Origin of the sequence: Arthrobacter sp. Helios, from assembly GCF_023167125.1 — a bacterium.
Classification (GTDB): Bacteria; Actinomycetota; Actinomycetes; order Actinomycetales; family Micrococcaceae; genus Arthrobacter_B; species Arthrobacter_B luteolus.
In genome coordinates this window covers 2,485,843-2,510,123 of sequence record NZ_CP095402.1, presented here as the reverse complement: position 1 = coordinate 2,510,123, position 24,281 = coordinate 2,485,843, and the positions used below count along the sequence as shown (strand labels likewise).

The window sequence follows — 24,281 nt, the reverse complement described above, 5'->3', positions numbered from 1 at the left end:
CCGCTAGGTTGGATTTATCAGCATGCTGATCGATTTCCGTCCCCTGGCGGGGCCCAACGAAAGGCGACGATGACACAGAGCTACGATCCGAACAACGATCCGGCGAATCCGGACAAGCCCAAGGACGCGGAGGCAGCTGCGGCGCAGAAGGGACCGGGGACTAATGAGGGCACCGGCAACCACACCGGCAGCAGCGAGAAGGGCAGCCGGGCCAACCCTGACCCGGCCGAAGGAAACGTCACCGGGCTGGAACCCGGCGGCGGCGTGCCCCCGGGGGAGACTCCGCCCGCCGAAAACCAGATGAGCATGGACCAGGGGCACGACGAAGACTAGTTTCCCTGACTCTGGCCGCAGCTGGCTGCGGCCAGGTGGGCGGGCGGCCGCCGTGGTTTCCGGATTTTCCGGGGACCACGGCGGCCGCTGGGTTAAACCGCTGGTCCGGTCACAACCCGCACCGCGGCCCCCGGTTCAGCGGATATCGAGGTCTTCGAAGACCAGGAACGTCTGGGTGTCCAGGACTCCGGGCATGGACTGCAGGTGGTCGAAAATGACCTGCCGCAGGTGCAGGTTATCCTCCGCCCGGACCAGCAGGATCACGTCGAAGGAGCCGCCCACCAGGGCAACGTGGTGCACCTCGGGAATCTTGCGCAGTGCCTCTTTCAGCTCACGCCAGGAGTGCTGCCGGACCTTGAGCGTGACGTAGGCGCTGGACCGCAGCCCGGCCTTCACCGGATCCACCACTGCCGTGAAACGGGTCAGAACGCCGGAACTGGTCAGCTTGGAAATCCGCGAATAGGCATGGGCGCGGGAGATGTGGACGGCCTCGGCCACAGCACTGACGGAGGCGCGCCCGTCGCGGGTCAGCTCGTCCAGGATGGACTTGTCGATCTCATCCAAAGCCGCGGCCTGGGTCTCCGCCATTGTGTCTACATCCTTCAAAGTAATCCAGCTCACTTTTGCAACTTGTCCACCACAGTACGGTTTTCTTAGCGATAAATCTAGGATTTCCAGCAGGGCTGGATGCGAATCGCGAGCTTATCCATACTGGGCTTACAGAAATTCCATCCGTGTGGCTGGGCTTGAGTGAGCAAATTGCCGCTATCAAATTGCTGATATGCAGTGAGCCGCTGGGAGGCCTGTCCGCATCCGCCGTAAGCCGACGGAGGCTTCCATGACTATTCCCACCGGCCACACACACCCCGGATCCGCTCAGAATCAGCGTCCGGAGGGCAACGAGGACCGCACCGACACCATGCTGCCCTCCGCCTCTCCGGTCCAGCTGATCGATGCCGCCGGCAGCCACCGGCACAACGACAAGTACCCGCTTCCCGACGGCGAGAGCCTCCGGGCCGCCTACCAGGGCCTGGTTGCCGGCCGGCGGATCAACGACCAGGCCAACGCCCTGGTCCGCCAGGGCCGCCTGGCGGTCTACCCGTCCTCGCACGGCCAGGAAGCCTGCCAGATCGCAGCTGCAGCCGTCCTGGCAGACGGCGACTGGATGTTCCCTACCTACCGCGACACAGTCGCCGTCGTCCACCGAGGCGTTGATCCGCTGCAGGTGCTGACCCTGCTCAAGGGCGACTGGCACTCCGGCTACGACCCGTATGAGCATCACGTCGCCCCGCAGGCCACCCCGCTGGCCACCCAGCTGCTGCACGCCGTCGGCGTGGCCCACGCCGCGAAGCTGCGCGGGGAGAACACCGTGGTCCTGGCCATGTGCGGCGACGGCGCCACCAGCGAAGGCGACTTCCACGAGGCCCTGAACTTCGCGGCAGTGTTCCACGTTCCCGTGGTGTTCTTCGTCCAGAACAACGAGTACGCGATCTCCGTCCCGCTGAAAAACCAGAGCGTGGCCCCGTCCCTGGCGCACAAGGCCATCGGCTACGGGATGCCCGGCGAGCGGGTGGACGGCAACGACGCCGCCGCCCTCCTGGCCGTCCTGGGTGCCGCCGTCGAGCGGGCCCGCGAAGGCGGGGGCCCGGCCCTGGTGGAGGCGCACACCTACCGCATGCAGGCACACACCAATGCCGACGACGCCACCCGGTACCGCTCCGAAGCCGACGTCACCGAGTGGGTGCCGAAAGACCCGCTGAAGCGGCTGCGCACCTACCTGCGCGATCTGGGGCTGCTCGACGACGCCGCCGAGGAAGCCATGGCCGCGGACGCCGAGGTGGTTGCTTCCCGCATCCGCGACGGCCTGAACACCGACACGGTTCCCGAGCCGATGGACCTGTTCACCTACGTATATGAGCGCCGGACCCCGCAGCTGGCCGAGCAGGCAGCACTGCTGCAGGACGAACTCTCCCGGACCCAGGCCTAAGAGGAACACGAACCACCATGACAGTCACAGACCACGCACCGGCACCCGTTCCCACGAAGGTGTCCCTGACTTTCGCCAAGGCCCTGAACACTGCCTTGGCCGATGAATTGGAAGCAGACCCGAACGTCGTTATCTTCGGCGAAGACGTCGGACCGCTCGGCGGCGTTTTCCGGATCACCGACGGCCTGACGGCCCGCTTTGGCGAGGACCGCTGCTTCGACACTCCGCTGGCTGAGTCCGGCATCATGGGAATGGCCGTGGGCATGGCGATGAACGGGATGCGTCCGGTCGTTGAGATGCAGTTCGACGCGTTCGCCTACCCGGCCTTCGAGCAGGTGGTCAGCCACGTGGCAAAGATGTCCAACCGCACCCGCGGCAAGGTCAAGCTGCCGCTGGTCATCCGCATCCCGTACGCCGGCGGCATCGGGGGTGTGGAGCACCACTGCGATTCCTCGGAGTCCTACTACGCGCACACCCCCGGCCTGACCGTGCTGGCCCCGGCCACCGTCGCCGACGCTTACACCCTGCTGCGCGAAGCCATCCGCTATCCGGACCCCGTGGTCTTCCTGGAACCCAAGAAGCTGTACTGGACCAAGGAGGAAGTGGACCTGGCCGAGCTGCGGGCCGCCGTTGACGCGTCCCGCGATGCAGCCAGCGGCGCCCTGCCCGGAACCGGGATCGGTTCAGCCGCCGTCGCCCGGCAGGGAACGGACGCCACCCTGATCGCCTACGGGCCGTCCGTCTCCACGGCCCTGGCCGCTGCGGAGGCCGCCGCCGCGGAAGGCCGCAGCCTGGAAGTGATCGATCTGCGCAGCATCGTTCCGTTCGATGACGAAACAGTCTGCGCCTCCGTGCGCAGGACCGGCCGCGCCGTGGTCATTTCCGAAGCACCGGGTTTCGCCTCCGTGGCCTCCGAAGTGGTGGCCCGGGTTCAGGAACGCTGCTTCCACTCGCTCGCTGCACCCGTGCTGCGGGTCACCGGATTCGATATTCCCTATCCGGCACCGAAGCTGGAGCACTTCTTCCTGCCCGGCGTGGACCGGATCCTGGACACCGTTGACGAACTGCAGTGGGAGGACAAGTGAGCGTGCGTACCTTCCTGCTCCCTGACCTGGGTGAAGGCCTGACCGATGCCGAGCTGGTGAACTGGCTGGTCGCCGAGGGGGACACGATCGCCGTGGACCAGCCTGTGGCCGAGGTGGAAACCGCGAAATCCCTGGTGGAGGTCCCCTCGCCGTATGCCGGAGTGGTGGAGACGCTGCACGGCGCTGCCGGTGAGAGCATCGACGTCGGCAAGCCGTTGATTTCCGTGCGGACGACGGCGGCTGCCGGGCTCCCGGAGCCGGAGGCGCCCGCCGCCCCGCCAGCTGCCGGCGAACCCGGTGCTGCCGGTGAAGCCTACCGGCAGGAGGAACGGGCCGGATCAGGCAACGTGCTGATCGGTTACGGGACCCCGGGAAACCATGGGGCCAACCGCCGCACCCGCCCGCCGCGCGCCGGCCGGGCCGGCGGATCAGCGCTTCCGCAGGCTGCCGCGCCGGCCGCTATTCCGGCGGCTGAGGTTTCAGCTGCGGCTCCTGCCGCCACGGCAACACTCGAGGCTCCGCGCTGCATTTCGCCTCTGGTGCGGCGCCTGGCCCGCGAAGCGGGACTGCCGTTGACCACCCTGGCGGGCAGCGGTGCGGACGGACTAATCCTGCGCCGCGACGTCGAGCAGGCCATTGCCGGCACCCATCCGCGCACACCCGCGCCGGCTGACGCACAGGTGCCGGCCCCGGCACCTGCTCTGACCCCGGCACCTGCAGCCGGCAGTGCTGCCTCCGGTCTGGACACACGTTCGGGGCTGGGCATCACCAGCCGCACTCCGGTCAAGGGCCTGCGGCGCACTGTTGCCGCCAACCTCAGCGCCAGCCGCAGCGAAATCCCGGAAGCGACCGTCTGGGTGGATGTGGATGCCACCGCGCTGCTGGAACTGCGCGCTGGCCTGAAGCGCCGGGACCCGGACAATACCCCGGGACTGATGGCGTTCCTGGCCCGGTTCGTCCTGGCCGGCCTGCGCCGTTTCCCGGAGCTGAATACCCGCTATGTCCGCAGCGGCAGCGCGGACGCGGAGCTGCTCGCGTTCGACGGCGTGAACCTCGGATTCGCGGCGCAGACCGAGCGGGGACTGATGGTTCCCTCGATCCGCCATGCGGAGGCACTGAATGCCCGGGAGCTCGACGCGGAGATCCGCCGGCTCACCGCCGCCGCGAGGTCCGGGGCAGCCACCCCGGCTGAGCTCACCTCCGGGACGTTCACCCTGAACAACTACGGAGTCTTCGGTGTGGACGGCAGCGCGGCCATCATCAACTACCCGGAATCAGCGATCCTAGGCATTGGCCGCATCATCGATAAGCCCTGGGTCGTCGACGGGGAATTGGCCGTCCGCAAGCTGACCGAACTGACCCTGGTTTTCGACCACCGGGTCTGCGACGGCGGCACCGCGGGAGGTTTCCTGCGTTACGTCGCCGACGCAATAGAGAACCCGGGGAGCGTGCTGGCCGACCTGTGATGTCCCATACACGGTAGGTTTGTTTCCGGACAGACCCGAAGGACGGACACCATGACGCAGGCAGGCCAGCAGATTCCGAATGACTGGATGGAGGTTGTGCCGCGCGTTTACGTGCGGACCAACCCCGGCTGGGGAATGAACACCGGGCTGGTCATCGGAGATGACCGTGCCCTGCTGATCGACACCGGCGCCGGCCCGGCCCAGGCTGAAACCCTCCTCGATGGTGTCCGGCAGCTCACCGACCTGCCGGTCAGCGCCGTCAACACCCACGCGCACTTCGACCACTACTTCGGCAACGCCTACCTGCTGGCCCACGGCGTGGAGGACATCTGGGCGACCAGCGACTGTGCCGCGGTCATCGCCGAAGAGGGCGAAAAGCAACGTGCCGCGGTAGCCGCCGTCGAACCGGCCATGGCCGCAGGCAGCGGCAGGCACACCGGCATTGCCGTGCCGAACCGGCTGGTCCACGGCACACCCGCGGACCTGGACCTCGGCGGAATCTCTGTCACCCTGTTCCACCTGGGCCGCGGCCACACCAACCACGACCTTTTGGTGGGTGCCGGCGATGTTCTTTTTGCCGGCGACCTGGTGGAAGAGGGAGCCGATCCGAACTTCGGCGACTCCTTCCCGAAAGACTGGATCCGGACCCTGGGCAAAATCACCGCCCTGGAAGACCTCTACGCCACCGTGGTCCCCGGGCACGGCAAGCCGGTGACCATGGACTTCGTCAGCACGCAGATGAACAAGATGCGCACCGCCGTCGCGGTGACCCGCAGCGCCATGGACCAGGCTTCGACCGATGTGACCAAGGCCGTGCCGATCCTGCCCTACGGGCCGGAACAGTCACGGGCACTGCTCACTCGGCTGCGGACCCTCGCCCGGTGGAAATGGCTGAAGCAATAGATACGTTCAGCCTGCGCGGCATTGCCGTCCCGGCCTTCGGGCCAACCGTCCTCTACGGGACCGCAATCGGGGCGATCCTGCCCGTTGTGGCCCTCACCGCCAGCGACCTGGGTGCCACCGTTGCCGTGGCTGCGCTCGTCGTCACCCTGACCGGCATTGGGTCGCTGGCCGCGAATGTTCCCGCCACGCTGATCACCACCCGGTTTGGGGAGAAGTGGGCGCTGGTCGGGGCCGCCGCCTGGTGCGCGGCCGCCATGGTCCTGGCTGCGGTCATCCCGGTGCTGTGGGTTTTCGCCGCCGCCGTTTTTATGGTCGGTATGGCCGGTGCCGTCTTCGGCCTGGCCCGGCAGAGCTACGTGACCGAAGCGGTGCCGCTGCATTACCGGGCCCGGGCGCTCTCCACACTGGGCGGGTCCAACCGGATCGGCGTGTTCCTTGGCCCGTTCGCAGCCGCGGCAGCCATGCACTTTGCCGGCACACCGGGGGCATACTGGGTGGGTGCAGCAGCCGCGCTGGCCGCGGGACTGCTCAGCCTGACCGTGCCGGAACCCACGGCCGCCGGAGCTTCGCGGCCGGGCCGGCGCCGGCGGAACGAACAACGTGCGGAAGCCGTGGAGGCAGTTGCTCCGCCCACCATCAGGTCCGTCCTGAAGAGTCATTCGCGGATATTCCGCACGGTCGGAATCGGTGTGCTGCTGATTGCCGCCGTCCGGGCCACCCGGCAGGCCGTGATCCCGCTCTGGGCGCAGCACCTGGGCATCGACCCCACACAGACCGCGCTCATCTATGGCATCTCCGCGGGCATCGACATGCTGATTTTCTATCCGGCCGGGCGGGTCATGGACCTGCGCGGCCGGCGCGCCGTCGCGGTGCCCTGCATGCTGTTGATGGCTTTGGGACTGGCCCTGCTGCCGCTGACCTCCAGCGCGCTTGGCCTGCTGGCTGCCGCCCTGCTCATTGGTTTCGGCAACGGCATCGGCTCCGGGATCGTGATGACGCTTGGCGCGGACTTTTCCCCGCAGCCCGGACGCCCGCAGTTCCTTGGCATCTGGCGGCTGCTCTCCGACGTCGGCACCCTCGGTGGTCCCGGCCTCCTCGCCGGGGTCACCGCCGTGTTGTCGCTCTCGGCGGGGATTGGTGCCACGGCGGTGCTGGGACTCGCAGGGGCGCTGGTGCTGTGGCGCTGGGTGCCCAAGGGCCGGCCTCCGCTGGGCGCGGCGCCTACCGGTCGCCCGCCTGCTGGCTGAACAGCAGCGAGCCCAGCGCGGCCAGGCTGTAGCCGACTCCGACAATCAGGGCGAGGCCGGACCAGAAGTAGAGCGGGCTGCCATCCACCGCCGAAATGCCGGTTCCCCAGCGCGCGTAAGCGTAAACGGCTGCAGCGGCGGTCAGGGCCAGGGCGCCGATGATGATGCACAGCCCGGTCCAGAACCGTCCGGAGACCGCCCGGCCGCCGGCAGGCCAGGTGTTCCAGTCCGGATTGGTCCGCAGCATTACCAGACCGCCGAGAAGCGTGAAGGTGGCAACCACAAAGAACGCAGCGACGACGTCGGCCGGGCGGTGCCACAGATTGAAGAAGGTCGCGGATCCGGCGAGCACTGCGTATGTGCCGCCCAGGGCAGCGGCAGCGGGCCGCCAGCGCGGGGAGGCGACCAGGAAGATGGCGGCCATGGCGGAGGCCGCCAGGGTGGTGTGCCCGGAAGGCAGCGAATTGAAATCCAGGGTAATGACGCCGCGGTCCGGACGGTCCAGCAGCAGGTTCTTCAGCAGCTGGGTCGCCAGGTTGGCAACGACCATGGCAGTCACGGCGATGATGGCGGGGGAGAGGCGTTTCCGGGCGATCGTGACGGCCACAATGACGGCCAGGGCGATGAACACCGAAAGCAGCGGCAGGTTGTCCAGGATCGTGAGCGCGGGGACATGGGTGGCCGGCGCCACAACCTCTGCTTCGCGCCACGCCGATTCATCTGCCAGCTGCCCGGTGGTGGTGCGCACAAACCCGAAATAGGTCAGGGCAGCGCCCGCAGCGGCCAGCAGCGCGGCGAAGAGGAACAGGGCAGGGTTATGCCCGGCCCGGCGGCGGGCCGGCGTCCGTTTGCTCAGGAGATTGCGCGTATCCATTCCCTCCAGCGTGCCACAGGTCCATGACGGTTTCCTGTGCGCCGGACTCCGCACCGCACAGGTGCTCCTCAATAACGTCCGGCAGCCGCCGGCGAAGCTGCGGAAAGCAGTCTTTGCGGCTGCCGTGGGGGCCCGCAGCCGTCCGGCGTAATCCCGCGGGTAGGCTGGCTGGGTGGATTTGAATACTCTTCCCAGCCTTCGTACCCTCAGCGGCCAGGCCCACGTCGTCTCGCTCCCCATGCGGGTGAAGTTCCGCGGGATCCTGCACCGCGAGGCACTGCTGCTGCGTGGTCCGGCGGGCTGGGGGGAGTTCGCGCCGTTTCCCGAGTATGACGACGCCGAGGCTGCTCCCTGGTTGGCCGCGGCCGTGGAAGCGGCCTGGCACGGCTACCCGGCCCCGCTCCGGCACTCGGTGCCGGTCAACGGGACCGTGCCCGCCGTTCCGGTGGAGCAGGTGGAAGGTGTCCTGGCCCGGTTCGGAGCGGTGAGCGCCGTGAAGGTGAAAGTGGCCGAACGCGGCCATTCCGTGGCGGAAGACCTGGCCCGGGTCGCCGAGGTCCGCCGGCTGCTGCCGGATGCCGGGATCCGGGTGGATGCCAATGGCGGCTGGGACGTACCCACCGCCGTCGGGGCCCTGGAATCCCTGGCCGAAGCCGGGCTGGAGTACGCCGAGCAGCCGGTGCCGGAGATCGCCGGACTGCGCGAAGTGCGGCTGGAACTGCAGCGCCGCGGTATTCCGGTGCTGATCGCCGCCGATGAAAGTGTGCGCAAGGAAACCGATCCGCTGCGGGTGTCACGCGAAGATGCCGCAGACCTGATTGTGGTCAAGGTGGCGCCGCTGGGCGGGGTCCGCCGGGCCCTGGAGATCGTGGCGGCTGCCGGGCTTCCCGCCGTCGTCAGTTCCGCCCTGGACACCTCGGTGGGGATCCGCGCCGGAGTGGCGCTGGCAGCCTCCCTGCCCCGGCTGCCCTACGCCTGCGGGCTGGGAACACTGTCGCTGATGGCGGGGGATGTCACGGAGGATCCGCTGCTGCCCGACGGCGGCGGGCTGGCGGTGCGGGACGTGCCGGTATCCGAAGAGCTGCTGGAACGCTTTGCTGCCTCCCCGGAACGCCGGCAGTGGTGGCTGGACCGGCTGGACCGGGTCCATGGCCGGCTGGAACCTGCCGGCCAGCCGGAGTAGCCGCCCGGCGGTTGCGGATTGGCACTCGGGCAGAGCCGGCGGCAGCCGCGGAAGGCACCGTCCCGGAACCGAACCCTAGGATGGAGGGGTGACCGGATCTTCGAAGTCCCCCCGCCAGTTGTCCTCCGCCAGCGCTCCCGAGGCAAAAGCGGCGGGCAGCCTTAGCTCGCTGCAGGCCGCGCGTTCGGCTGTATCAGCCCTCGCCGCGGCCGGCGTCCGGGACGTGGTGCTGGCCCCCGGTTCGCGCAGCGCCCCGCTGGCTTATGCCCTCGCGGAGGCGCAGGTGCAGGGACTGGTCCAGGTTCATGTCCGCATAGACGAGCGGGTCGCCGGTTTCACTGCGCTCGGTCTTTCCCGCGGCGGGCAGCGGCCCGCCGCGGTCGTCACAACCTCCGGCACCGCCGTGGGGGAGCTGCTTCCGGCCGTCATGGAAGCCCATCACTCCGGTATCCCGCTGGTTGTCCTTTCCGCGGACCGGCCCTCCGAGCTCCACGGCAGCGGCGCCAACCAGACCACCATGCAGCACGGCATCTTCGGCAGGTTCCCGGCCGCCCACGCCTCGGTGGAGGCCGGGGAGGACCCGGCGGGGGCAATCGCCGCGGCCTTCGGCCGGGTCGGCGGGACGTCGCCCGCAGGACCTGTCCACATCAACCTGCACTTCCGCGACCCGCTGGTCCCCACCACGGCTGACGCCCTGGCCCCGGCCGCGGCTGCCGGCAGCGAGATACTGTTTCCCGAACCGGCCGAACGGGAACCCGGAACCCTGACGGAGCTGGCCGGAGCGCACCACACCGTGGTGGTTGCCGGCGACGGCGCCGGGGAAGTGGCGGCCATGTTCGCCCAGCGCGCCGGCCTGCCGCTGTTCGCGGAACCCTCGTCGAATGCCCGGTTCGGCCCCAACGCCATTCCGGCCTACCGGCTGCTGCTCGGGGAGCTTGGCGGGCAGATTGAACGCGTGGTGGTCTTCGGCCGTCCCACGCTGTCCCGGCCGGTAGCTGCTCTCCTGGCCCGGCCTGAGGTCAGAAAAGCGCTTTATGTGCCCCGTCCGGTGAACTGGTTTGAGCCGGGCAAACGGCCGGAGACGGTCATCTCGGATCTGGGTGCGCTGCTCGCCTTTGCCGGCAGCGGAGCGCCGGGCTGGCTGGACTCCTGGCAGCGGGCGTCCGCGGTGGCCGAAGCCGCCATCCAGTCACTCCTTGCGTCCGAGGCCGGGCTCAGCGGGCTGCACGTGGCCGGCCTGGTTTGGGATGCGTCCGACGGCAACCTGGTGCTGGGGTCCTCCAACACGATCCGCGACGTGGACCTGGTGGCGTCCACGCACTGGCACCCGCTGGACGTGTACGCGAACCGCGGCCTGGCCGGGATTGACGGCACCATCTCCACGGCAGCCGGTATTGCGCTCGCCCAGGGGATCCCCACCCGCCTGCTGCTGGGCGACCTGACTTTCCTGCACGACGCCGGCGGGCTGCTGCTGGGCGACGGCGAGACGGAACCGGACCTGCAGCTGGTGGTGCTCAACGACTCCGGCGGAGGAATCTTCAGCCTGCTCGAGCACGGGGAGCTGGGCGAACGCGAGGAGTACCGCGGCGTCGTCGAACGTTTCTTCGGCACCCCGCACCGGGCGGATATCGCCGGACTGGCTGCCGGCTACGGAGTGCCCCACCAGTTCGCCCGGACAGCAGAGGAGCTTTCGGCTGGACTCGACGCACCGATCCGCGGCCGGTCGGTAATCGAGGTGCCGGTTCAGCGCACCGGCCTGCGCGCCCTGCACCGGCGTGTGCAGGCGGCCGTGAAGGAGTCCTTGGCCGGGGAGGCTTAGCGCGAAGGCGTGGTCTTGGCATTCTGCTGCCGGTTTGGGACTTCGCTCCGCCGCGGAGCGGCAGTGATTTCCCAAACCGGCAGTGATTTCCCAAACCGGCTGCGGACGGGCCCCTAGAGGACCTTGGAGAGGAAGGAACGGGTCCGCTCGTGCTGGGGGTTGCCCAGGACCTCCACGGGGTCGCCCTGCTCCACCACCACGCCGCCGTCCATAAAGACCACCCGGTCGCCGACCTCGCGGGCAAAACCCATCTCATGGGTAACAACCATCATGGTCATGCCCTCCTCCGCCAGCTGGCGCATCACTTCGAGGACATCGCCAACCAGCTCGGGGTCGAGGGCGCTGGTGGGTTCGTCGAAGAGCATCATGTCCGGATCCATGGACAGGGCCCGGGCGATCGCCACCCGCTGCTGCTGGCCGCCGGAGAGCTGCGCGGGGAACGCCTTCGCGCGGTCCGCCAGGCCCACCTTGGCCAGGTTCTTCATGGCGGTCTCTTCGGCCTCGGCCTTGCCGCGTTTCTTGGCCCGGCGCTGGGCCAGGGTCAGGTTCTGCAGCACGTTCAGGTGCGGGAAGAGGTTGAACTGCTGGAAGACCATGCCAATGCGGGTACGGACGGCGTCCAGGTCTGTCTCCGGGTCGGTGATGTCCACACCTTCGACCCGGATGAGGCCGCTGGTTGGTTCCTCCAGCCGGTTCACGCAGCGCAGCAGGGTGGACTTGCCGCTGCCGGACGGGCCGATGACGCAGACAACTTCGCCCTGGTTAACGTGGAAATCGATGCCCTTGAGGACCTCGTTGTCGCCGAAGGACTTGTGCAGCTTCCGGACTTCAATGGCCGGCTGGCCTGCGGCTGGGGTAGGTACTGCGGTGCTCACGCTGGATTACCGGCCTCTCTGGTTGTGGCGTTCGAGTTTGGCGACCAGCTGTGTCAGCGGCAGGGTAATGATCAGGTACATCACCGCAGCCAGGACCAGCGGCGTGGAGTTGGCGGACTGTGACACGGAGTCCCGGGCAAAGGTGGTGAGCTCCCGGTCCTGCATGGCCATACCGGCGATGAACAGCAGCGAGGTGTCCTTGATCAGGATGACCAGTTCGTTGGTCAGCGGGGGTGTGATGATGCGGAACGCCTGGGGCAGGGTTACCGAGACCATGGTCCAGGCAGGGCCCATGCCAAGGGAGCGGGCCGCTTCGGTCTGGCCGGGGGGAACAGCCTGGATACCGGCACGGATGGTCTCGGCGATGTAGGCACCGGACACCATGATGAGCGCAATCAGGCCAGCGCCGGCGTTGCCGCCCGGCGGCCGCCAGCTGAAGGCGATTGGCACGGCAAAGGCCATCGCGAAGATGACCAGCAGCGCCGGCAGGCCACGGAAGATTTCGATGTAGACCGTGGCAGCCCACCGGTACGGGCCCACGGGGGAGAGCTTCATCAGGGCCAGGATCAGGCCCAGGATCATTCCGCCGATGAAGGCGATCACCGTGTAGATGATGGTGTTCTTGACGGCGACCGTGATGATGGTCGGGAAGGCCGCGCGGGCCACCTCGGGGTCGAAGAAATTGACTCCGATCGCCTGCCAGTCCGCGAGCAGGACTACGGCAACAACAGCCAGGACAAAGACGGCGTACAGAATGCCCCGGGTGAGGCGTCTGCGGGTGGACGGTTTCAAGTATGGGCCTTCCGCGGAAGTGATGGCGCCGTCCCGGGCGGGGTGTGCCCGGGACGGCAGGGTCAGTCGTTGTTATTCGGTGAAGTACTTGTCGTAGATTTCCTGGTACTTGCCGTTTTCCCTCAGCGCATCGAGCTGTTCGTTGATGGCGGTAACGAGTGCCTCGCTGCCCTGCTTCTTCATGGCGAAACCATAGGACTCGTCCGTTTCGAACTTCGCGGCGATGGTGAAGGCACCCTCCTGGGTGTGGCCCAGGTTCACGGGAAGATCCTGGAGCACCGCATCGACCCGACCGGACTGCAGGGCCGGGAACAGTTCGGCGTCACTGGGGTAGGAAATGATCTCGGCATCCGGCGCGTTCTCACGGGCATAGGCTTCGCCGGTGGTGCCCTGCTGGACGCCGACGTTCTTCCCGGCCAGGTCCTCGATGGAAGAAATGTCCGAGCCCTCGGGCACCAGGATGGACTGCAGCGAGTCATAGTAAGGATCGGAGAAAGCCAGGTTCTTCTGCCGTTCCTCGGTGATCGTCATGGCGCTGGCACCGACGTCGCACTGGCCGGCCGCGAGGACGGTGCCGCCCTGCAGTCCATCAAAACCGACATCCTGGATGGACGTTTCCAGGCCCATGCCGGAGGCGATTTCCTTGATGAGGTCCATATCGAAGCCCACGTACTCGCCGTTCTCCTCGTACTCGAAGGGCGGGTACGGGATATCGGAGCATACGGTGAGCGTTCCCTCTGACACGAGGTTCAGCCCGGAATCCGATGCGGAATCATCGCTGCCTCCGCCGCAGGCGGAGAGCACCAGTGCGGACAACGCCGCAGCGGCCAGGACGGAGGATCGTGCTTTGTACAGCATTGGTGACTACCTTCTCTTGGACGGAGCCGGGCGGGGACCCGAAGGTCCCTGACCGCATTGGCAAGCAGTCTAGATTGTACGCATGCTGTTTTTGCCCGAATGCCGTGCGCCACATGCTCCGGCGCGCCGCTGACGCCGCGGCTCCGGCTGGTCCGGACCCGCGGCATCAGCGGCGCGGTAGTTCCTACTCGCTGAAGTAGCGGTCGTAGATTTCCTGGTACTTGCCATTCGCACGGAGCTCGGCCAGTTCGGCGTTGACAGCCGCAACCAGCTCCTCGCTGCCCTGCTTCTTCATGGCGAAACCGTAGGCCTCATCGGTCTCATAAGTGGCAACAATGTCAAACTTGCCGCCGTCGGTGTGGTCCAGGTTAACGGGCAGGTCCTGCAGCACGGCGTCGATGTTTCCGGCCTGCAGGGCCGGGAACAGCTCGGCGTCGGACTGGAAGGAGACGACTTCGGCGCCCTGGGCGTTCTCCCGGGCGTAAATCTCGCCGGTGGTGCCCTGCTGGACACCGACTTTCTTGCCGTCGAGGTCTTCCAGAGCCGCCACGGAGGAACCCGAGGGAACCAGCAGCGACTGCAGGGAGTCGTAGTACGGGTCGGAGAAGGCCAGCTTGTCTTCGCGCTCCGGGGTAATGGTCACTGCGGCGGCGATGAGGTCGCACTGGCCGGCGGCCAGGACGGTACCGCCCTGCAGGCCGTCAAAGCCCACGTTCTGGAGCGTCCAGTCCAGGCCCATCCCGGTAGCGATCTCACGGGAGAGATCCATATCGAAGCCGGCGTATTCGCCGTTGTCATCGATGTATTCGAAGGGCTGGAAGGGAAGGTTTGAGCAAACCGTCAGGGTGCCTGCGTCAACCAGGCCAAGTCCGGAATCGTCGGCCGAATCCGAACCTGAGCTGCAGGCCGAGAGGCTGAGGGCGCCGATGGCCAGGATGGCGGCAACGGCCTTGCGTGATTTGTGGTGCATGGAGTTAGAACCTTAAATCGTTGCGGAGCTGTGGCTCCGGTGGGGGCAGGGCGGGGCGCCCGCGGCGGCGCTCCGACTACCTAGATTGTACCGTCGCGTTGCAGTGCCCCGCAGTTTCAGGAAGCCTGGCCCGAGAGCACGCGGGTCCGGTCCAGTCCGAGCGCCTCAAGCATCGGCCGGAACTTGCTCCACGTTTCTTCGAGCTCAGCAGCGGGGTTCGACCCCGAAACGATGCCGCACCCGGCATAGAGACGCACCGCTGTGGGCTCTTCAATGACGGCTCCGCGCAGCGCAATGCCCCACTCGCCGTTGCCTGCGGCGTCGAGCCATCCCACCGGTCCCGCATAGGGGCCGCGGTCCATGTGCTCCAGTTCGCTGATTAGTTCCCCGGCAACACTGGTGGGGAAACCGCAGACGGCGGCTGTGGGGTGTACTGCCTCGACCAGGTCCAGGGGAGTGGGCAGGGCGCCGTCCTCCGTGCGCAGGTCAGCCGTGACATCAGAGGCCAGGTGCCAGACGTTCGGGAGTTCCAGAACGAACGGTTCGCTGTGGCTGGTCATGGAGGAGGTGAACGGCTCCAGCTGGCGGGTCAGGGAATCAATGGCGATCGCGTGTTCGTGCTGCTGCTTTTGTGAGCCGGCCAGGACCCGCTTGGCATAGCCGGGATCATCCAGCGGTGCGGTGGCGCGGTCCAGGGTCCCGGCAAGGACCCGGGCACGGGCCTTGCCGTCTTCCACCTTGATCAGCATTTCCGGAGTGGAGCCAATCAGGCCGTCCACTGCGTAGGTCCAGCAGCTGTCATAACGCAGCGCCAGTTCCCGCAGTACCTGCGCCGTGGCAATGGGGGAGGAGAGGGAGGCGACGATGTCCCGGGCCAGCACAATCTTGCTCAGGTCCCCGGCGGCAATGTGGGCTACGGACCGGGCAACGGCGTTCTTCCACTCGGACTCGGAGAGGACTCCGGGCCGGATCCGGTCCCCTGCTTCGGGCAGCTGCTCACCTGAGATGTCGTCCAGGAAACCTGCCAGCGCCGTGTAGACACTCTCGCCGTCCAGGACGAGGTCCGGGTCCGCAGTGGTCTGGGTGACCCAGGCGGTCCCGCCGCGGGAGCCCACCACAATCTCCGGCACCACCAGACGGGACTGGAAGGGAGAGCGCTTGGAGAAAGCGAAGGAGCCGAAGGCGGTCAGCCCGGAGCCTGGTACGGCGACCTGGTCCTCAATCACGGCCTGTGCGGATATATCTGCCCACCAGTTCCGGGCGGCAGCAAACCGGCCGGGGCCGGAGGAGGTGTAGCGAAGGGTTTCGCCAAAACCCACCAGGCCTTCGCCGCGGCGGATCCAGCAGAGCTGGTCGTCTCGGACCAGGTACTCCAGTAATCCGATGGCGGCTGACGGCACGCCCAAGGGAACGGTAAGGGAACGCAGGGTGGTCATAGTGCCTCCAACCCTACTCCGACTGCGGGTGCGGCCTGCATTCCGGGCACCAAGATGGCGCCCGGTCTCACACGGGTGTGTGATGAACGGTAAACGGGTAGACCGCCGGTTCGGCGGCCTCACTATTGTTTGAGACAATGGGCGGGTGAAGCGCGCAACTTTGGAAAAACGCCCTGATGAAGTCGCTGCCATGTTTGATGAGGTGGCCCCCAAATACGACATCGTCAATGACGTGCTGTCCATGGGGCAGACGCGCCGCTGGCGCCGGCTGGTAGTGGATGCGGTGGGTGCCCGTCCCGGACAGCGTGTCCTGGACCTGGCCGCGGGAACCGGCACATCCAGCGAGCCGTACGCGGACGCGGGTGTCTCGGTCGTCGCCTGCGACTTCTCCCTGGGCATGCTGAAGGTCGGCAAGCGCCGCCGCCCGGACATCGATTTTGTTGCCGGGGACGCCACCAACCTGCCGTTCGCTGACGAATCCTTCGATGCCGCGACCATCTCTTTCGGTCTGCGCAACGTTAACGAGCCGCAGAAAGCGCTCGAAGAGATGTACCGCGTCACCAAACCGGGAGGCACCCTGGTCATTGCAGAGTTCTCCTCCCCGGTGGTGCCGGTGTGGCGGACCATGTACACCGAATACCTCATGCGCGCCCTCCCGGCGATCGCCAGCAAGGTTGCCTCCAACCCCACGGCCTATGTGTACCTGGCTGAGTCCATCCGTGCCTGGCCGGACCAGGACGGGCTGGCTGCCTGGATCTCCGGTGCCGGATGGCAGAACGTGGCCTACCGGAACCTCTCCGGCGGGATCGTTGCCATCCACCGTGCGGTCAAACCGGCAGATACCGCTGGTTCTGCGGGATAAGTGAACGTCCTGATTGTCGGGGCCGGCCCCGCCGGTTCCACCGCCGCTTACTACCTGGCTTCGGCCGGGATCGACGTGACCGTGCTGGAAAAGACGTCTTTCCCGCGGGAAAAGGTCTGCGGGGACGGCCTGACCCCCCGCGCCGTAAGGGAAATCCAGCTCCTCGGCCTGCCGCATGAGGAAGCCGATGGCTGGCGCCGCAACAAGGGCCTGCGCCTGATCGCTTCCGGACGGACGATCGAAATCCCCTGGCCGGACCTGTCCGATTTCCCTGCCTACGGCCTGATCCGCACCCGGCTGGGCTTCGACGAGGAACTGGCCCGGCATGCCCAGGCTGCCGGTGCCCGCATCCTGGAACGGCACAGTGTGACCGCGGCACTGCGGGACGATTCCGGGCGGGTCCGCGGCGTCACCGCGAACATCCTGGACGAAAACGGGCGGCGCACGGGGCAAACACGCGAGTTCACTGCGGACGTTGTCCTCGCGGCGGACGGCAACTCCAGCCGCACTGCCCTGAGCCTGGGACTGGAGAAGCGCGATGACCGCCCGCTCGGCGTGGCCGTCCGCACCTATTTCACGTCACCGCGCACCAACGACGACTGGATGGAAGGCTGGCTGGAGCTCCCCGATGCCTCCGGCAATCCGCTGCCCGGCTACGGCTGGGTCTTCGGCGTGGGCGACGGGACCTCCAACGTTGGGCTGGGCATCCTGAACTCCTCCAAGGAGTTTGGCCGGCTGGACTACCGCAAGGTCCTGCGGGACTGGACCGCCGGCATGCCCGAAGAATGGGGTTTCACGCCTCAGAACCAGGTGGGGGAGATCCGCGGCGCGGCCCTTCCGATGGGCTTCAACCGGACCCCGCACTATTCACCCGGCCTGCTGCTGCTTGGCGATGCCGGAGGAATGGTCAGCCCGTTCAACGGTGAAGGCATTTCCTACGCCATGGAATCTGCGCGGTTCGCAGCGGATTACATTGTTTCCGCCACGCAGGCGGCCGGCACGCCCGGCCAGCTGGCGGCACAGGCGGCGTACGACGGCGTTCTGGCCGGCTACGCGGACCGCGTCCGCTCCGAGTGGGGCAGCCACTTCACCATCGGCCGGATTTTCGCCGGCATGATCGGCAAACCCGCGGTGATGAAGCTCGCGCTGCGCACCGGAATGCCGATTCCGGTCCTCATGAAGTTTGTTGTCCGCATGCTGGCCAACCTTGTGGACGCGTCCCCCAGAGGGATCGAGGATAGAGTGATTGCATTGATGGAGATGCTCGTTCCGGCCGCTTCCAACCAGGACACCGTTCCGCAGCCCGCCAGGGCCAAGGGTGCCCCCGGAGGTGCCAGCAATGCCTAACCCCGCCAACCTGTCCCGACGAGAAGTTAGCCTTGAACAGTGACTGAATCCACCAATGCCAGCCCGGCCACAGCCGGGAACGCCGAGATGGTGCTTCCTCCCGGATTCGCCCCCCTCGCCCAGGACCCCGTCCTGGGGCCAGCCATCGTTGCCGGTTTGGACAAAGTGGAAACGCAGCTGCGCGAGGCCATCGCGAATGCCGATCCCTTCGCGGATGCCACGTCCCGGCACCTGCTCGAAGCCGGCGGCAAGCGCGTCCGTCCGCTGCTGGTCCTCCTGGCATCCCAGCTCGGCACCGATCCGGGCAATGAGGACGTCCGCACGGCCGCCGTCGTCGTTGAACTCACCCACCTGGCCACCCTCTATCACGATGACGTGATGGACTCGGCCCCGGTCCGCCGCGGAGCGCCCACCGCCCATGAGGTGTGGGGAAACTCCGTTGCCGTACTGACCGGCGACCTGATCTTTGCCCGCGCCTCGTCGCTGGTCTCCGTGCTGGGCGGCGAAGCTCTGGGCATCCAGGCCCGGACCTTCGAGCGTCTGGTCCTGGGCCAGCTGCATGAAACGGTGGGACCGGCCGACGGCGAGGATCCCATTGAGCACTACCTGTCCGTTATCGCCGGAAAAACCGGCTCGCTGATCGCAGCCTCCGGCCAGCTTGGCGCCCTGTTCGGCGGCGCGGACGCGCAGACCGTCGACATCATGGTGGAGTACGGCGAGAAAGTGGGCGTAGCCTTCCAGCTCGCGGACGACGTCATTGACGTCGCCGGGCTGAAGGACAAGTCAGGCAAGACACCGGGAACCGATCTGCGTGAGGGAGTCCCGACCCTGCCGGTCCTGCTCCTGCGCCGCAACGCCGCTGAGGGGGATGCCGACGCCGCTGCCGTCCTGAAACTGGTCGATGGTGACCTCACCTCGGATGAGGCGCTGGCCGCCGCGGTGGAAGCTGTCCGCGGGAACCGGGCAACAGCCCAGGCGTGGGAAGTGGCGCGCCAGTGGGCTGCCGACGCCGTCGCTTCGCTGGCTCCAATGCCCGATTCCGTGGTCAAGGCATCCCTGGCCGCGTTCGCCGAAGCCGTGGTGGAGCGCGAAGCTTAGGCGCTTCCGGTGATCCGCGGGTGCCGAAGAGCACCCGCGGAAAAACAGGCTGGGCCTCGAGGTACTAGTCTTCGTCTTCCTCGAAAACCCACTCGAACATGTCGAAGGTGTATTCGCTGAAGGTGCCCTCTTCGCTCTGCCAGTCGCCGCGGGCATTGTTGCGGCGCCAGACGATCGGATCGGGAACATCCAGCTGGTCGGCGCGGAAGCCCCAGGTGAATTTCTCGTCCTCGTCCTCGAGGAACAGCAGATAGCCGTCCTCGACCTCCAGCTCGTCGGGGTCCCAGAAGAAGTGGAAAGCCTCCATGAGGTCTTCGCAGCCGCCGAGCGCCAGATAGAACTCCCGCAGCACCAGCGGAATCGAAAAGTCGTGTTCCTCGAGCAGCTCGTCCAGTTCCGCGGCGGGAATGCCGTCCTCCGGGCGCCATTGGTCCTCCAGGTACTTCGGGACCAGGGCGCGGAACTTTTCCAGGAACATTTCACTCATTGCGGGGGTTCTCCAAAGTTGCAGGCGGGCGTACTTCAATCCTAGCCGCGAGTGGGAGTGCCCTGATCCAGACCTAGCTGGTCCGCCGGGCGAGGCCAGGGTAGTCCAGGACCGCGCCGTCGGCGTCGACGGTAAGTTCCGCGGTGAAACCGCGGGTGGCGGAGGAGTAGAGGACGATCGCGCTGCCGCGTTCTCCGCGGTAGGGGGAGACCTGTGAATAAACCTGCTCACTGGCCAGCACCCGCAGGCTGGGCATCTCAACCCACGCCATGGTCAGCCGGGTTTCGTCCGGCGGAGCGGCATTGTTGAGCAGGTCCAGCCGGAGGATGGGCATGGTGTTGGTCAGCGGGCACAGGCCGAGGTCGCAGTCCTGGGCGTTATCCAGTGCCAGCGGATCTTCGATGCCTGGTTCGGGCAGGTCAACGTCGCCGCTGGTCTCCACATGGGAATTCCAGCGTCCGTCCACTGACCGCGTCAGGTCCAGCGACCTGGCCCAGCCCTCGCCTGTGACGTGGACCTGCAGGCGGCGGGTCACCCAGCCAGGCGAGGTGTTCAAGGTCCAGGCTGCGGTGTACTCACCGCAGGTGGAAGTGCCGCTGGCAGCCAGTTCCCCCGCACGGAAGGACACGACGGCGGAGTCCAGGCGTGCGGGGTCGTCGACGCCCGCCCAGTGAAGGGTCCTGGCGGGCTGCGCGGGCTTGTCCATTCCTACAGAGTAAAGTCCGGCCCAAACGGGCACAAAACTGCGGACCCTGCTGCCGGCAGGCATGGTGCAGCGGTTCGCTTAGCCAGCCAGCCGGCGGACGCTCAGGGCCAGGTACAGATGCACCCGGTCAGCTGTGAGTGAGGGGTCGTACCCGGAGAGGTCGGCGATCTGTGAAAGCCGGTACCGCACGGTGTTGCGGTGCAGGCCGAGGGTGTGCGCCACCTTGGCGACCGATCCGTTGAGAGCCAGGTACGTTTCGAGGGTGGCCACCAGATCGGCGTCGTGCGCCGTGTCGAAGGCGAGCAGCGGATCCAGGGCTTCCGCCGCGAGGTCGGCCAGCGGCACGTCGCGGCTGGCCATCAGCAGCGACGCCAGGCTGAGCCGGTCCGGCTGATTCACCGCTGCTCCGCGGAGCAGGCCTTCCTTGGCCTCGTAGTAGCCCCAGCGCAGGCCTGCCGGATCGGCGTAGGCCCCGCCAACGCCAACCTTGGCGGCCAGCCCGGCGTCCCGGAGGTAGCTGCTGAGCACTCCGGCCAGCTCTGCCGGTTTTCCGTCCGGGAACAGGATCACGAGCCGGTCTTCGAGGATCGCGGTCACCGCGGAATCGAAGCCCGCCGGCAGTGGCAGTGACGGAAGGGACCTGGCCTGTGAGGCGGCTGCTTCCACTAGGAGGGTCAGCTGCCGCCGGTCGGTGCTCACCCCGGAGGAGCGCAGCCGGTGCACTGCGTCCGGACCGCTGAGCTTGCCGGCAACAATATCCGCCAGCAGCTGGCCGTTGACCGCCCGGTCCCGTACCCGGCGCCTGGCCTGGTTGTTCAGTTCCACGCTGATCAGGCTCTGTGCGTAGGCTATGAGGTCCGGAGCCCGGAACGGTTCGGCCACGGCGAGGGTGCAGCGGTCGCGCAGCCCGGTGGCGATGGGCGTGGTGTGCCAGGTTGCGTCCTGGGCGGCACCCTGACCGGCGGAATAGATGAGCGCGCCGTACTGATGCAGGGCCACCTCGGTGCCGAGGATCTGTGCCAGTTCCCGGAGCAGCCCCTCCAGCCCCTGCCCGGAAAGCAGCGCCTTGGCCAGGATCTGGTGGCCGGAGAGCAAGTCATGGAGCTGGCCTACATGGTCGGCCGATAGCGCGTCGGCCACGAGCTTGCCCACGGCCATGAAAGGGGTGTTGTAGGGGACTTCGAAGACGGGGAGTCCCAGCCGGTTGGCTTCTTCCACCAGGGGCCCCGGCACCCGGTCCAGGCTGAGCCCGGTGCCGAAGCCGATGGCCAGGGCGCCGGCACGGTGCACGCTTTCCACGAACCGGCGCTGCGCTGCGCCCGTCCGCTGCCGCATGCCGGTGGTGAGGACCACCTCTCCGCCGCCCAGGAAAGGAGAGGGATCTTCGAGTTCCGTGACGGCAACCCACTGCACCGGCTCGGGACTGACTGCGGCGGTACCGCGCACCGCCAGGTCCAGGCCCTCGGCAGCAAGGAGATCGGAAAGTGAGATAGGCACCAAACAACTATATGCTGGCGGGATTGGGCGTTTGCACGTCAAGACAGAGCAGCCATTGTGCGGGTGGCCGTCCCGAGGAGTTGGTCCGACGCGTAAGTTGGGGATCACTGCGGACTGACGCCGCCCCACACTTGTTCCCGAAAGGCAGAACCATGAGCACATCAGCCATCGAACCGACTTACCGGCTGGAGCAGAAGCGGAATATCACCGGGGCTTTCCCCGGCCCGAAGTCCGCTGCGCTGAGCGAACGCCGTGCGGCGGTCGTGGCCAAGGGTGTCGCTTCCAGTGTTCCGGTTTACGTCCAGGACGCCGACGGCGGCATCATCCAGGACGTTGACGGCAACTCCTTCATTGACCTGGGGTCAGGCATCGCGGTCACCAGCGTGGGTGCCTCCGACCCGGCCGTGGTTGCCGCTGCCCAGGAGCAGGTGGCCCGGTTCACGCACACCTGCTTTATGGTCACCCCGTACGAAGGCTACGTGGAGGTTGCCGAAAAGCTTGCCGAGCTGACCCCGGGCGACCACGAGAAGCGCACCGTGCTCTTCAACTCCGGTGCCGAAGCCGTGGAGAACGCCGTCAAGATCGCCCGCTCTGCCACCGGCCGCCAGGCCGTCGTCGCCTTCGACCACGCTTACCATGGCCGCACCAACCTCACCATGGGCCTGACTGCCAAGGCCATGCCGTACAAGACCGGCTTCGGCCCGTTCGCCTCCGAGATCTACCGGATGCCGATGAGCTACCCGTTCCGCGAAGAAAACCCGGAGATCACCGGCGTCGAAGCGGCAAACCGTGCCATCCTCGCCATCGAAAAGCAGATCGGCGCAGACCAGCTGGCTGCTCTGCTCATCGAACCGATCCAGGGCGAAGGCGGATTCATCGTTCCGGCTGAGGGCTTCCTGCCCCGCCTGGCCGAGTGGGCCAAGGAAAACGGCATCGTTTTCATTGCCGACGAAGTCCAGTCCGGTTTCTGCCGCACCGGCGAGTGGTTCGCCGTCGACCATGAAGGTGTTGTCCCGGACATCCTGACCATGGCCAAGGGCATTGCCGGCGGTATGCCGCTCTCCGCAGTCACGGGCCGCGCCGAGCTGCTCGACGCCGTCCACCCCGGCGGCCTGGGCGGTACCTACGGCGGCAACCCGGTGGCCTGTGCCTCCGCACTCGCTGCCATCGAAACCATGAAGACCCAGGATCTGGCCGGCCGCGCCCGCCACATCGAGGAGATCACGGTGCCGCGCATGAGCAAGGTTGCCGAGGAAACCGGCGTGATCGGCGAGGTCCGCGGCCGCGGTGCCATGCTGGCCCTGGAACTGGTGAAGCCGGGTACCAAGACGCCGAACGCCGAAGCAGCCAAGGCCATTGCCGCAGCCTGCCTCCAGGAAGGTGTCATCATCCTGACCTGCGGTACCTACGGCAACGTCATCCGTCTGCTGCCCCCGCTGGTGATCAGCGATGAGCTGCTCTCCGACGGCCTCGACGTCCTGGAAGCGGCTATCCGCGCCCAGGCCTAAGCCCGAGGGCGCGTCAGCGCCCTCGACCATCAAGACGACCTGAAAAGGGGCGGTGTCCGGTTCATCCGGACGCCGCCCCTTTTTCGTGACCCCAGCTGCAGCCGGGTTAGCTGTGGTGTTCTTCGTGCCGGGGCACCTGCTCCTGCCGGGGCATCGAGAACCCGTGGACCAGGGCCTCCAGACCGGCCTCAAAAGCCTCATCCGCTCCCTGGCCGCCAACTCTCGTAGCGGCAGCGGCCACGGCGGAGCTGAACCGGGGACTTTCATCGGTCAACGGGCCGGTTTCGAAGATATCCTCCGGTGCGACGGCGTCGAACGCTGATCCGAAAATGAAGGATTCCAGCGCGATAATTGCCGGGATGATGCGTGCTTCCTCCCACCCGGCCCGCAGGAATCCGGCCGTTACCGCCTCATACATGGCCAGGGTGCGGGGCGCACCGCTGACCTGGAGCACTGCGATCACGGGAATCAACGGGGTGTGGCGGACAAAAACATCACGGTAGGAACGGGCCCAGGTCCGCACGGCTGCATCCCAAGGTCCGGAGGTAAACCCGGTGACGTCCACTTTGGCCATGAGATCGTCCTGGATCCAGCGCAGGACCTCCTGCTTCGAGGACGCGTGGTTGTACAGGGCAGAGGGGGCAACCTGGAGCTTTCCGGCCAGCGAGGACATGGTAAAGCCGCCGTAGCCGCTGGTGCCGATCACGGCCAGGGCCGCCCCGGTGATGTTCTCCCGGGTCAGGACGCGCTGGTGCGGACGCCCTGCCGTCCGCTTGGTGCGTGCTGCCGGCATCCATTTCCTCCGATGGTCTGGCGGGCACTTCGGCGCCCGAAAATTAATATTCGCACAAAGTCTCCCCACGGCACCGGGGGTCGGCTAGAGTGTCGATACAAAATGAACGCTATTCATTTATCTGGATGGTGACGGGCGTTCATTTGTGCGGCCGG

Annotated in this window: 23 protein-coding genes; 12 read left to right on the top strand and 11 right to left on the bottom strand. The window is 67.0% G+C overall.

Annotated elements, in window-relative coordinates:
• Positions 1-69: 69 nt before the first annotated feature.
• Positions 70-333, top strand: coding sequence for a DUF6480 family protein (locus ArtHe_RS11325; protein WP_248316933.1), 264 nt, complete (start codon positions 70-72; stop codon positions 331-333).
• A 135-nt stretch (positions 334-468) separates the two neighbouring features.
• On the opposite strand, the gene ArtHe_RS11320 is transcribed toward ArtHe_RS11325, so the two are convergent.
• Positions 469-921 carry an Lrp/AsnC family transcriptional regulator gene (locus tag ArtHe_RS11320; RefSeq protein WP_066296314.1) on the bottom strand — a complete coding sequence of 151 codons (453 nt, stop codon included), beginning with the start codon at positions 919-921 and terminating at the stop codon, positions 469-471.
• A 250-nt stretch (positions 922-1,171) separates the two neighbouring features.
• On the opposite strand from ArtHe_RS11320, the gene pdhA reads away from it, so the two are divergent.
• Genes pdhA through ArtHe_RS11295 form a run of 5 tightly spaced genes read left to right on the top strand, consistent with a single transcriptional unit; the run spans position 1,172 to position 7,021 of the window.
• Positions 1,172-2,320 (top strand): pyruvate dehydrogenase (acetyl-transferring) E1 component subunit alpha, encoded by a 1,149-nt coding sequence (pdhA, locus tag ArtHe_RS11315; protein WP_248316932.1) that lies wholly within the window; start codon positions 1,172-1,174, stop codon positions 2,318-2,320.
• A gap of 17 nt (positions 2,321-2,337) precedes the next feature.
• Positions 2,338-3,405 (top strand): alpha-ketoacid dehydrogenase subunit beta, encoded by a 1,068-nt coding sequence (locus ArtHe_RS11310; protein ID WP_248316931.1) that lies wholly within the window; start codon positions 2,338-2,340, stop codon positions 3,403-3,405.
• 2 nt (positions 3,406-3,407) lie between these two features.
• Entirely contained in the window at positions 3,408-4,871 is a 1,464-nt protein-coding gene (locus ArtHe_RS11305) for a dihydrolipoamide acetyltransferase family protein (RefSeq protein WP_248319766.1), read from the top strand.
• Positions 4,872-4,922: 51 nt separating this feature from the next.
• On the top strand, positions 4,923-5,774 hold the full coding sequence (locus tag ArtHe_RS11300; RefSeq protein WP_248316930.1) for an MBL fold metallo-hydrolase: 852 nt from the start codon (positions 4,923-4,925) through the stop codon (positions 5,772-5,774).
• Positions 5,759-7,021 carry an MFS transporter gene (locus ArtHe_RS11295; protein WP_248316929.1) on the top strand — a complete coding sequence of 421 codons (1,263 nt, stop codon included), beginning with the start codon at positions 5,759-5,761 and terminating at the stop codon, positions 7,019-7,021. The genes ArtHe_RS11300 and ArtHe_RS11295 overlap by 16 nt, the downstream gene beginning before the upstream one ends.
• On the opposite strand, the gene ArtHe_RS11290 is transcribed toward ArtHe_RS11295, so the two are convergent.
• Positions 6,996-7,895, bottom strand: a complete 900-nt coding sequence (locus ArtHe_RS11290; protein WP_248316928.1) for a phosphatase PAP2 family protein — start codon at positions 7,893-7,895, stop codon at positions 6,996-6,998. The two genes, ArtHe_RS11295 and ArtHe_RS11290, sit on opposite strands and share 26 nt — an antisense overlap.
• A 178-nt stretch (positions 7,896-8,073) precedes the next feature.
• Between ArtHe_RS11290 and ArtHe_RS11285 the strand changes: the two genes are divergently transcribed.
• Both ArtHe_RS11285 and menD read left to right on the top strand, forming a co-directional pair.
• A complete protein-coding gene (locus tag ArtHe_RS11285) occupies positions 8,074-9,078 on the top strand; it encodes an o-succinylbenzoate synthase (protein WP_248319765.1) in 1,005 nt (334 codons plus the stop codon).
• 88 nt (positions 9,079-9,166) lie between these two features.
• Positions 9,167-10,897, top strand: coding sequence for a 2-succinyl-5-enolpyruvyl-6-hydroxy-3-cyclohexene-1-carboxylic-acid synthase (gene menD, locus ArtHe_RS11280; RefSeq protein ID WP_248316927.1), 1,731 nt, complete (start codon positions 9,167-9,169; stop codon positions 10,895-10,897).
• Between the two features lie 113 nt (positions 10,898-11,010).
• Here the strand turns inward: menD and ArtHe_RS11275 are convergent, their stop codons facing one another.
• The 5 genes from ArtHe_RS11275 to ArtHe_RS11255 all read right to left on the bottom strand — a co-directional run bounded on the left by ArtHe_RS11275 (position 11,011) and on the right by ArtHe_RS11255 (position 15,828).
• Positions 11,011-11,772, bottom strand: a complete 762-nt coding sequence (locus ArtHe_RS11275) for an amino acid ABC transporter ATP-binding protein (RefSeq protein WP_066296292.1) — start codon at positions 11,770-11,772, stop codon at positions 11,011-11,013.
• 6 nt (positions 11,773-11,778) lie between these two features.
• The gene (locus ArtHe_RS11270) at positions 11,779-12,564 is read right to left on the bottom strand and encodes an amino acid ABC transporter permease (RefSeq protein ID WP_151723887.1); all 786 of its coding nucleotides are present in this window, start codon (positions 12,562-12,564) and stop codon (positions 11,779-11,781) included.
• Between the two features lie 72 nt (positions 12,565-12,636).
• Positions 12,637-13,422, bottom strand: coding sequence for a basic amino acid ABC transporter substrate-binding protein (locus ArtHe_RS11265; protein ID WP_248316926.1), 786 nt, complete (start codon positions 13,420-13,422; stop codon positions 12,637-12,639).
• A gap of 184 nt (positions 13,423-13,606) precedes the next feature.
• Positions 13,607-14,392 (bottom strand): basic amino acid ABC transporter substrate-binding protein, encoded by a 786-nt coding sequence (locus ArtHe_RS11260; RefSeq protein ID WP_248316925.1) that lies wholly within the window; start codon positions 14,390-14,392, stop codon positions 13,607-13,609.
• Positions 14,393-14,508: 116 nt separating this feature from the next.
• Positions 14,509-15,828: an isochorismate synthase gene (locus ArtHe_RS11255; RefSeq protein WP_248316924.1), complete on the bottom strand. Its 1,320-nt coding sequence runs from the start codon at positions 15,826-15,828 to the stop codon at positions 14,509-14,511.
• A 145-nt stretch (positions 15,829-15,973) separates the two neighbouring features.
• Between ArtHe_RS11255 and ArtHe_RS11250 the strand changes: the two genes are divergently transcribed.
• From ArtHe_RS11250 to ArtHe_RS11240, 3 genes are all read left to right on the top strand, one after another.
• On the top strand, positions 15,974-16,690 hold the full coding sequence (locus ArtHe_RS11250) for a demethylmenaquinone methyltransferase (protein WP_248316923.1): 717 nt from the start codon (positions 15,974-15,976) through the stop codon (positions 16,688-16,690).
• Positions 16,691-18,037 (top strand): geranylgeranyl reductase family protein, encoded by a 1,347-nt coding sequence (locus ArtHe_RS11245; RefSeq protein WP_248316922.1) that lies wholly within the window; start codon positions 16,691-16,693, stop codon positions 18,035-18,037.
• An 87-nt stretch (positions 18,038-18,124) separates the two neighbouring features.
• A complete protein-coding gene (locus ArtHe_RS11240; RefSeq protein WP_248319764.1) occupies positions 18,125-19,135 on the top strand; it encodes a polyprenyl synthetase family protein in 1,011 nt (336 codons plus the stop codon).
• Positions 19,136-19,199: 64 nt separating this feature from the next.
• Here the strand turns inward: ArtHe_RS11240 and ArtHe_RS11235 are convergent, their stop codons facing one another.
• The 3 genes from ArtHe_RS11235 to ArtHe_RS11225 form a co-directional block, all read right to left on the bottom strand.
• Positions 19,200-19,622 carry a hypothetical protein gene (locus tag ArtHe_RS11235; protein ID WP_066296272.1) on the bottom strand — a complete coding sequence of 141 codons (423 nt, stop codon included), beginning with the start codon at positions 19,620-19,622 and terminating at the stop codon, positions 19,200-19,202.
• 73 nt (positions 19,623-19,695) lie between these two features.
• On the bottom strand, positions 19,696-20,328 hold the full coding sequence (locus tag ArtHe_RS11230) for a putative glycolipid-binding domain-containing protein (protein WP_248316921.1): 633 nt from the start codon (positions 20,326-20,328) through the stop codon (positions 19,696-19,698).
• A 78-nt stretch (positions 20,329-20,406) separates the two neighbouring features.
• Entirely contained in the window at positions 20,407-21,825 is a 1,419-nt protein-coding gene (locus tag ArtHe_RS11225) for a PucR family transcriptional regulator (RefSeq protein ID WP_248316920.1), read from the bottom strand.
• Positions 21,826-21,977: 152 nt separating this feature from the next.
• Between ArtHe_RS11225 and gabT the strand changes: the two genes are divergently transcribed.
• On the top strand, positions 21,978-23,333 hold the full coding sequence (gene gabT, locus ArtHe_RS11220; RefSeq protein ID WP_248316919.1) for a 4-aminobutyrate--2-oxoglutarate transaminase: 1,356 nt from the start codon (positions 21,978-21,980) through the stop codon (positions 23,331-23,333).
• A 106-nt stretch (positions 23,334-23,439) separates the two neighbouring features.
• Here the strand turns inward: gabT and ArtHe_RS11215 are convergent, their stop codons facing one another.
• The gene (locus ArtHe_RS11215; RefSeq protein WP_248316918.1) at positions 23,440-24,126 is read right to left on the bottom strand and encodes a TetR/AcrR family transcriptional regulator C-terminal domain-containing protein; all 687 of its coding nucleotides are present in this window, start codon (positions 24,124-24,126) and stop codon (positions 23,440-23,442) included.
• Positions 24,127-24,281 lie beyond the last annotated feature (155 nt).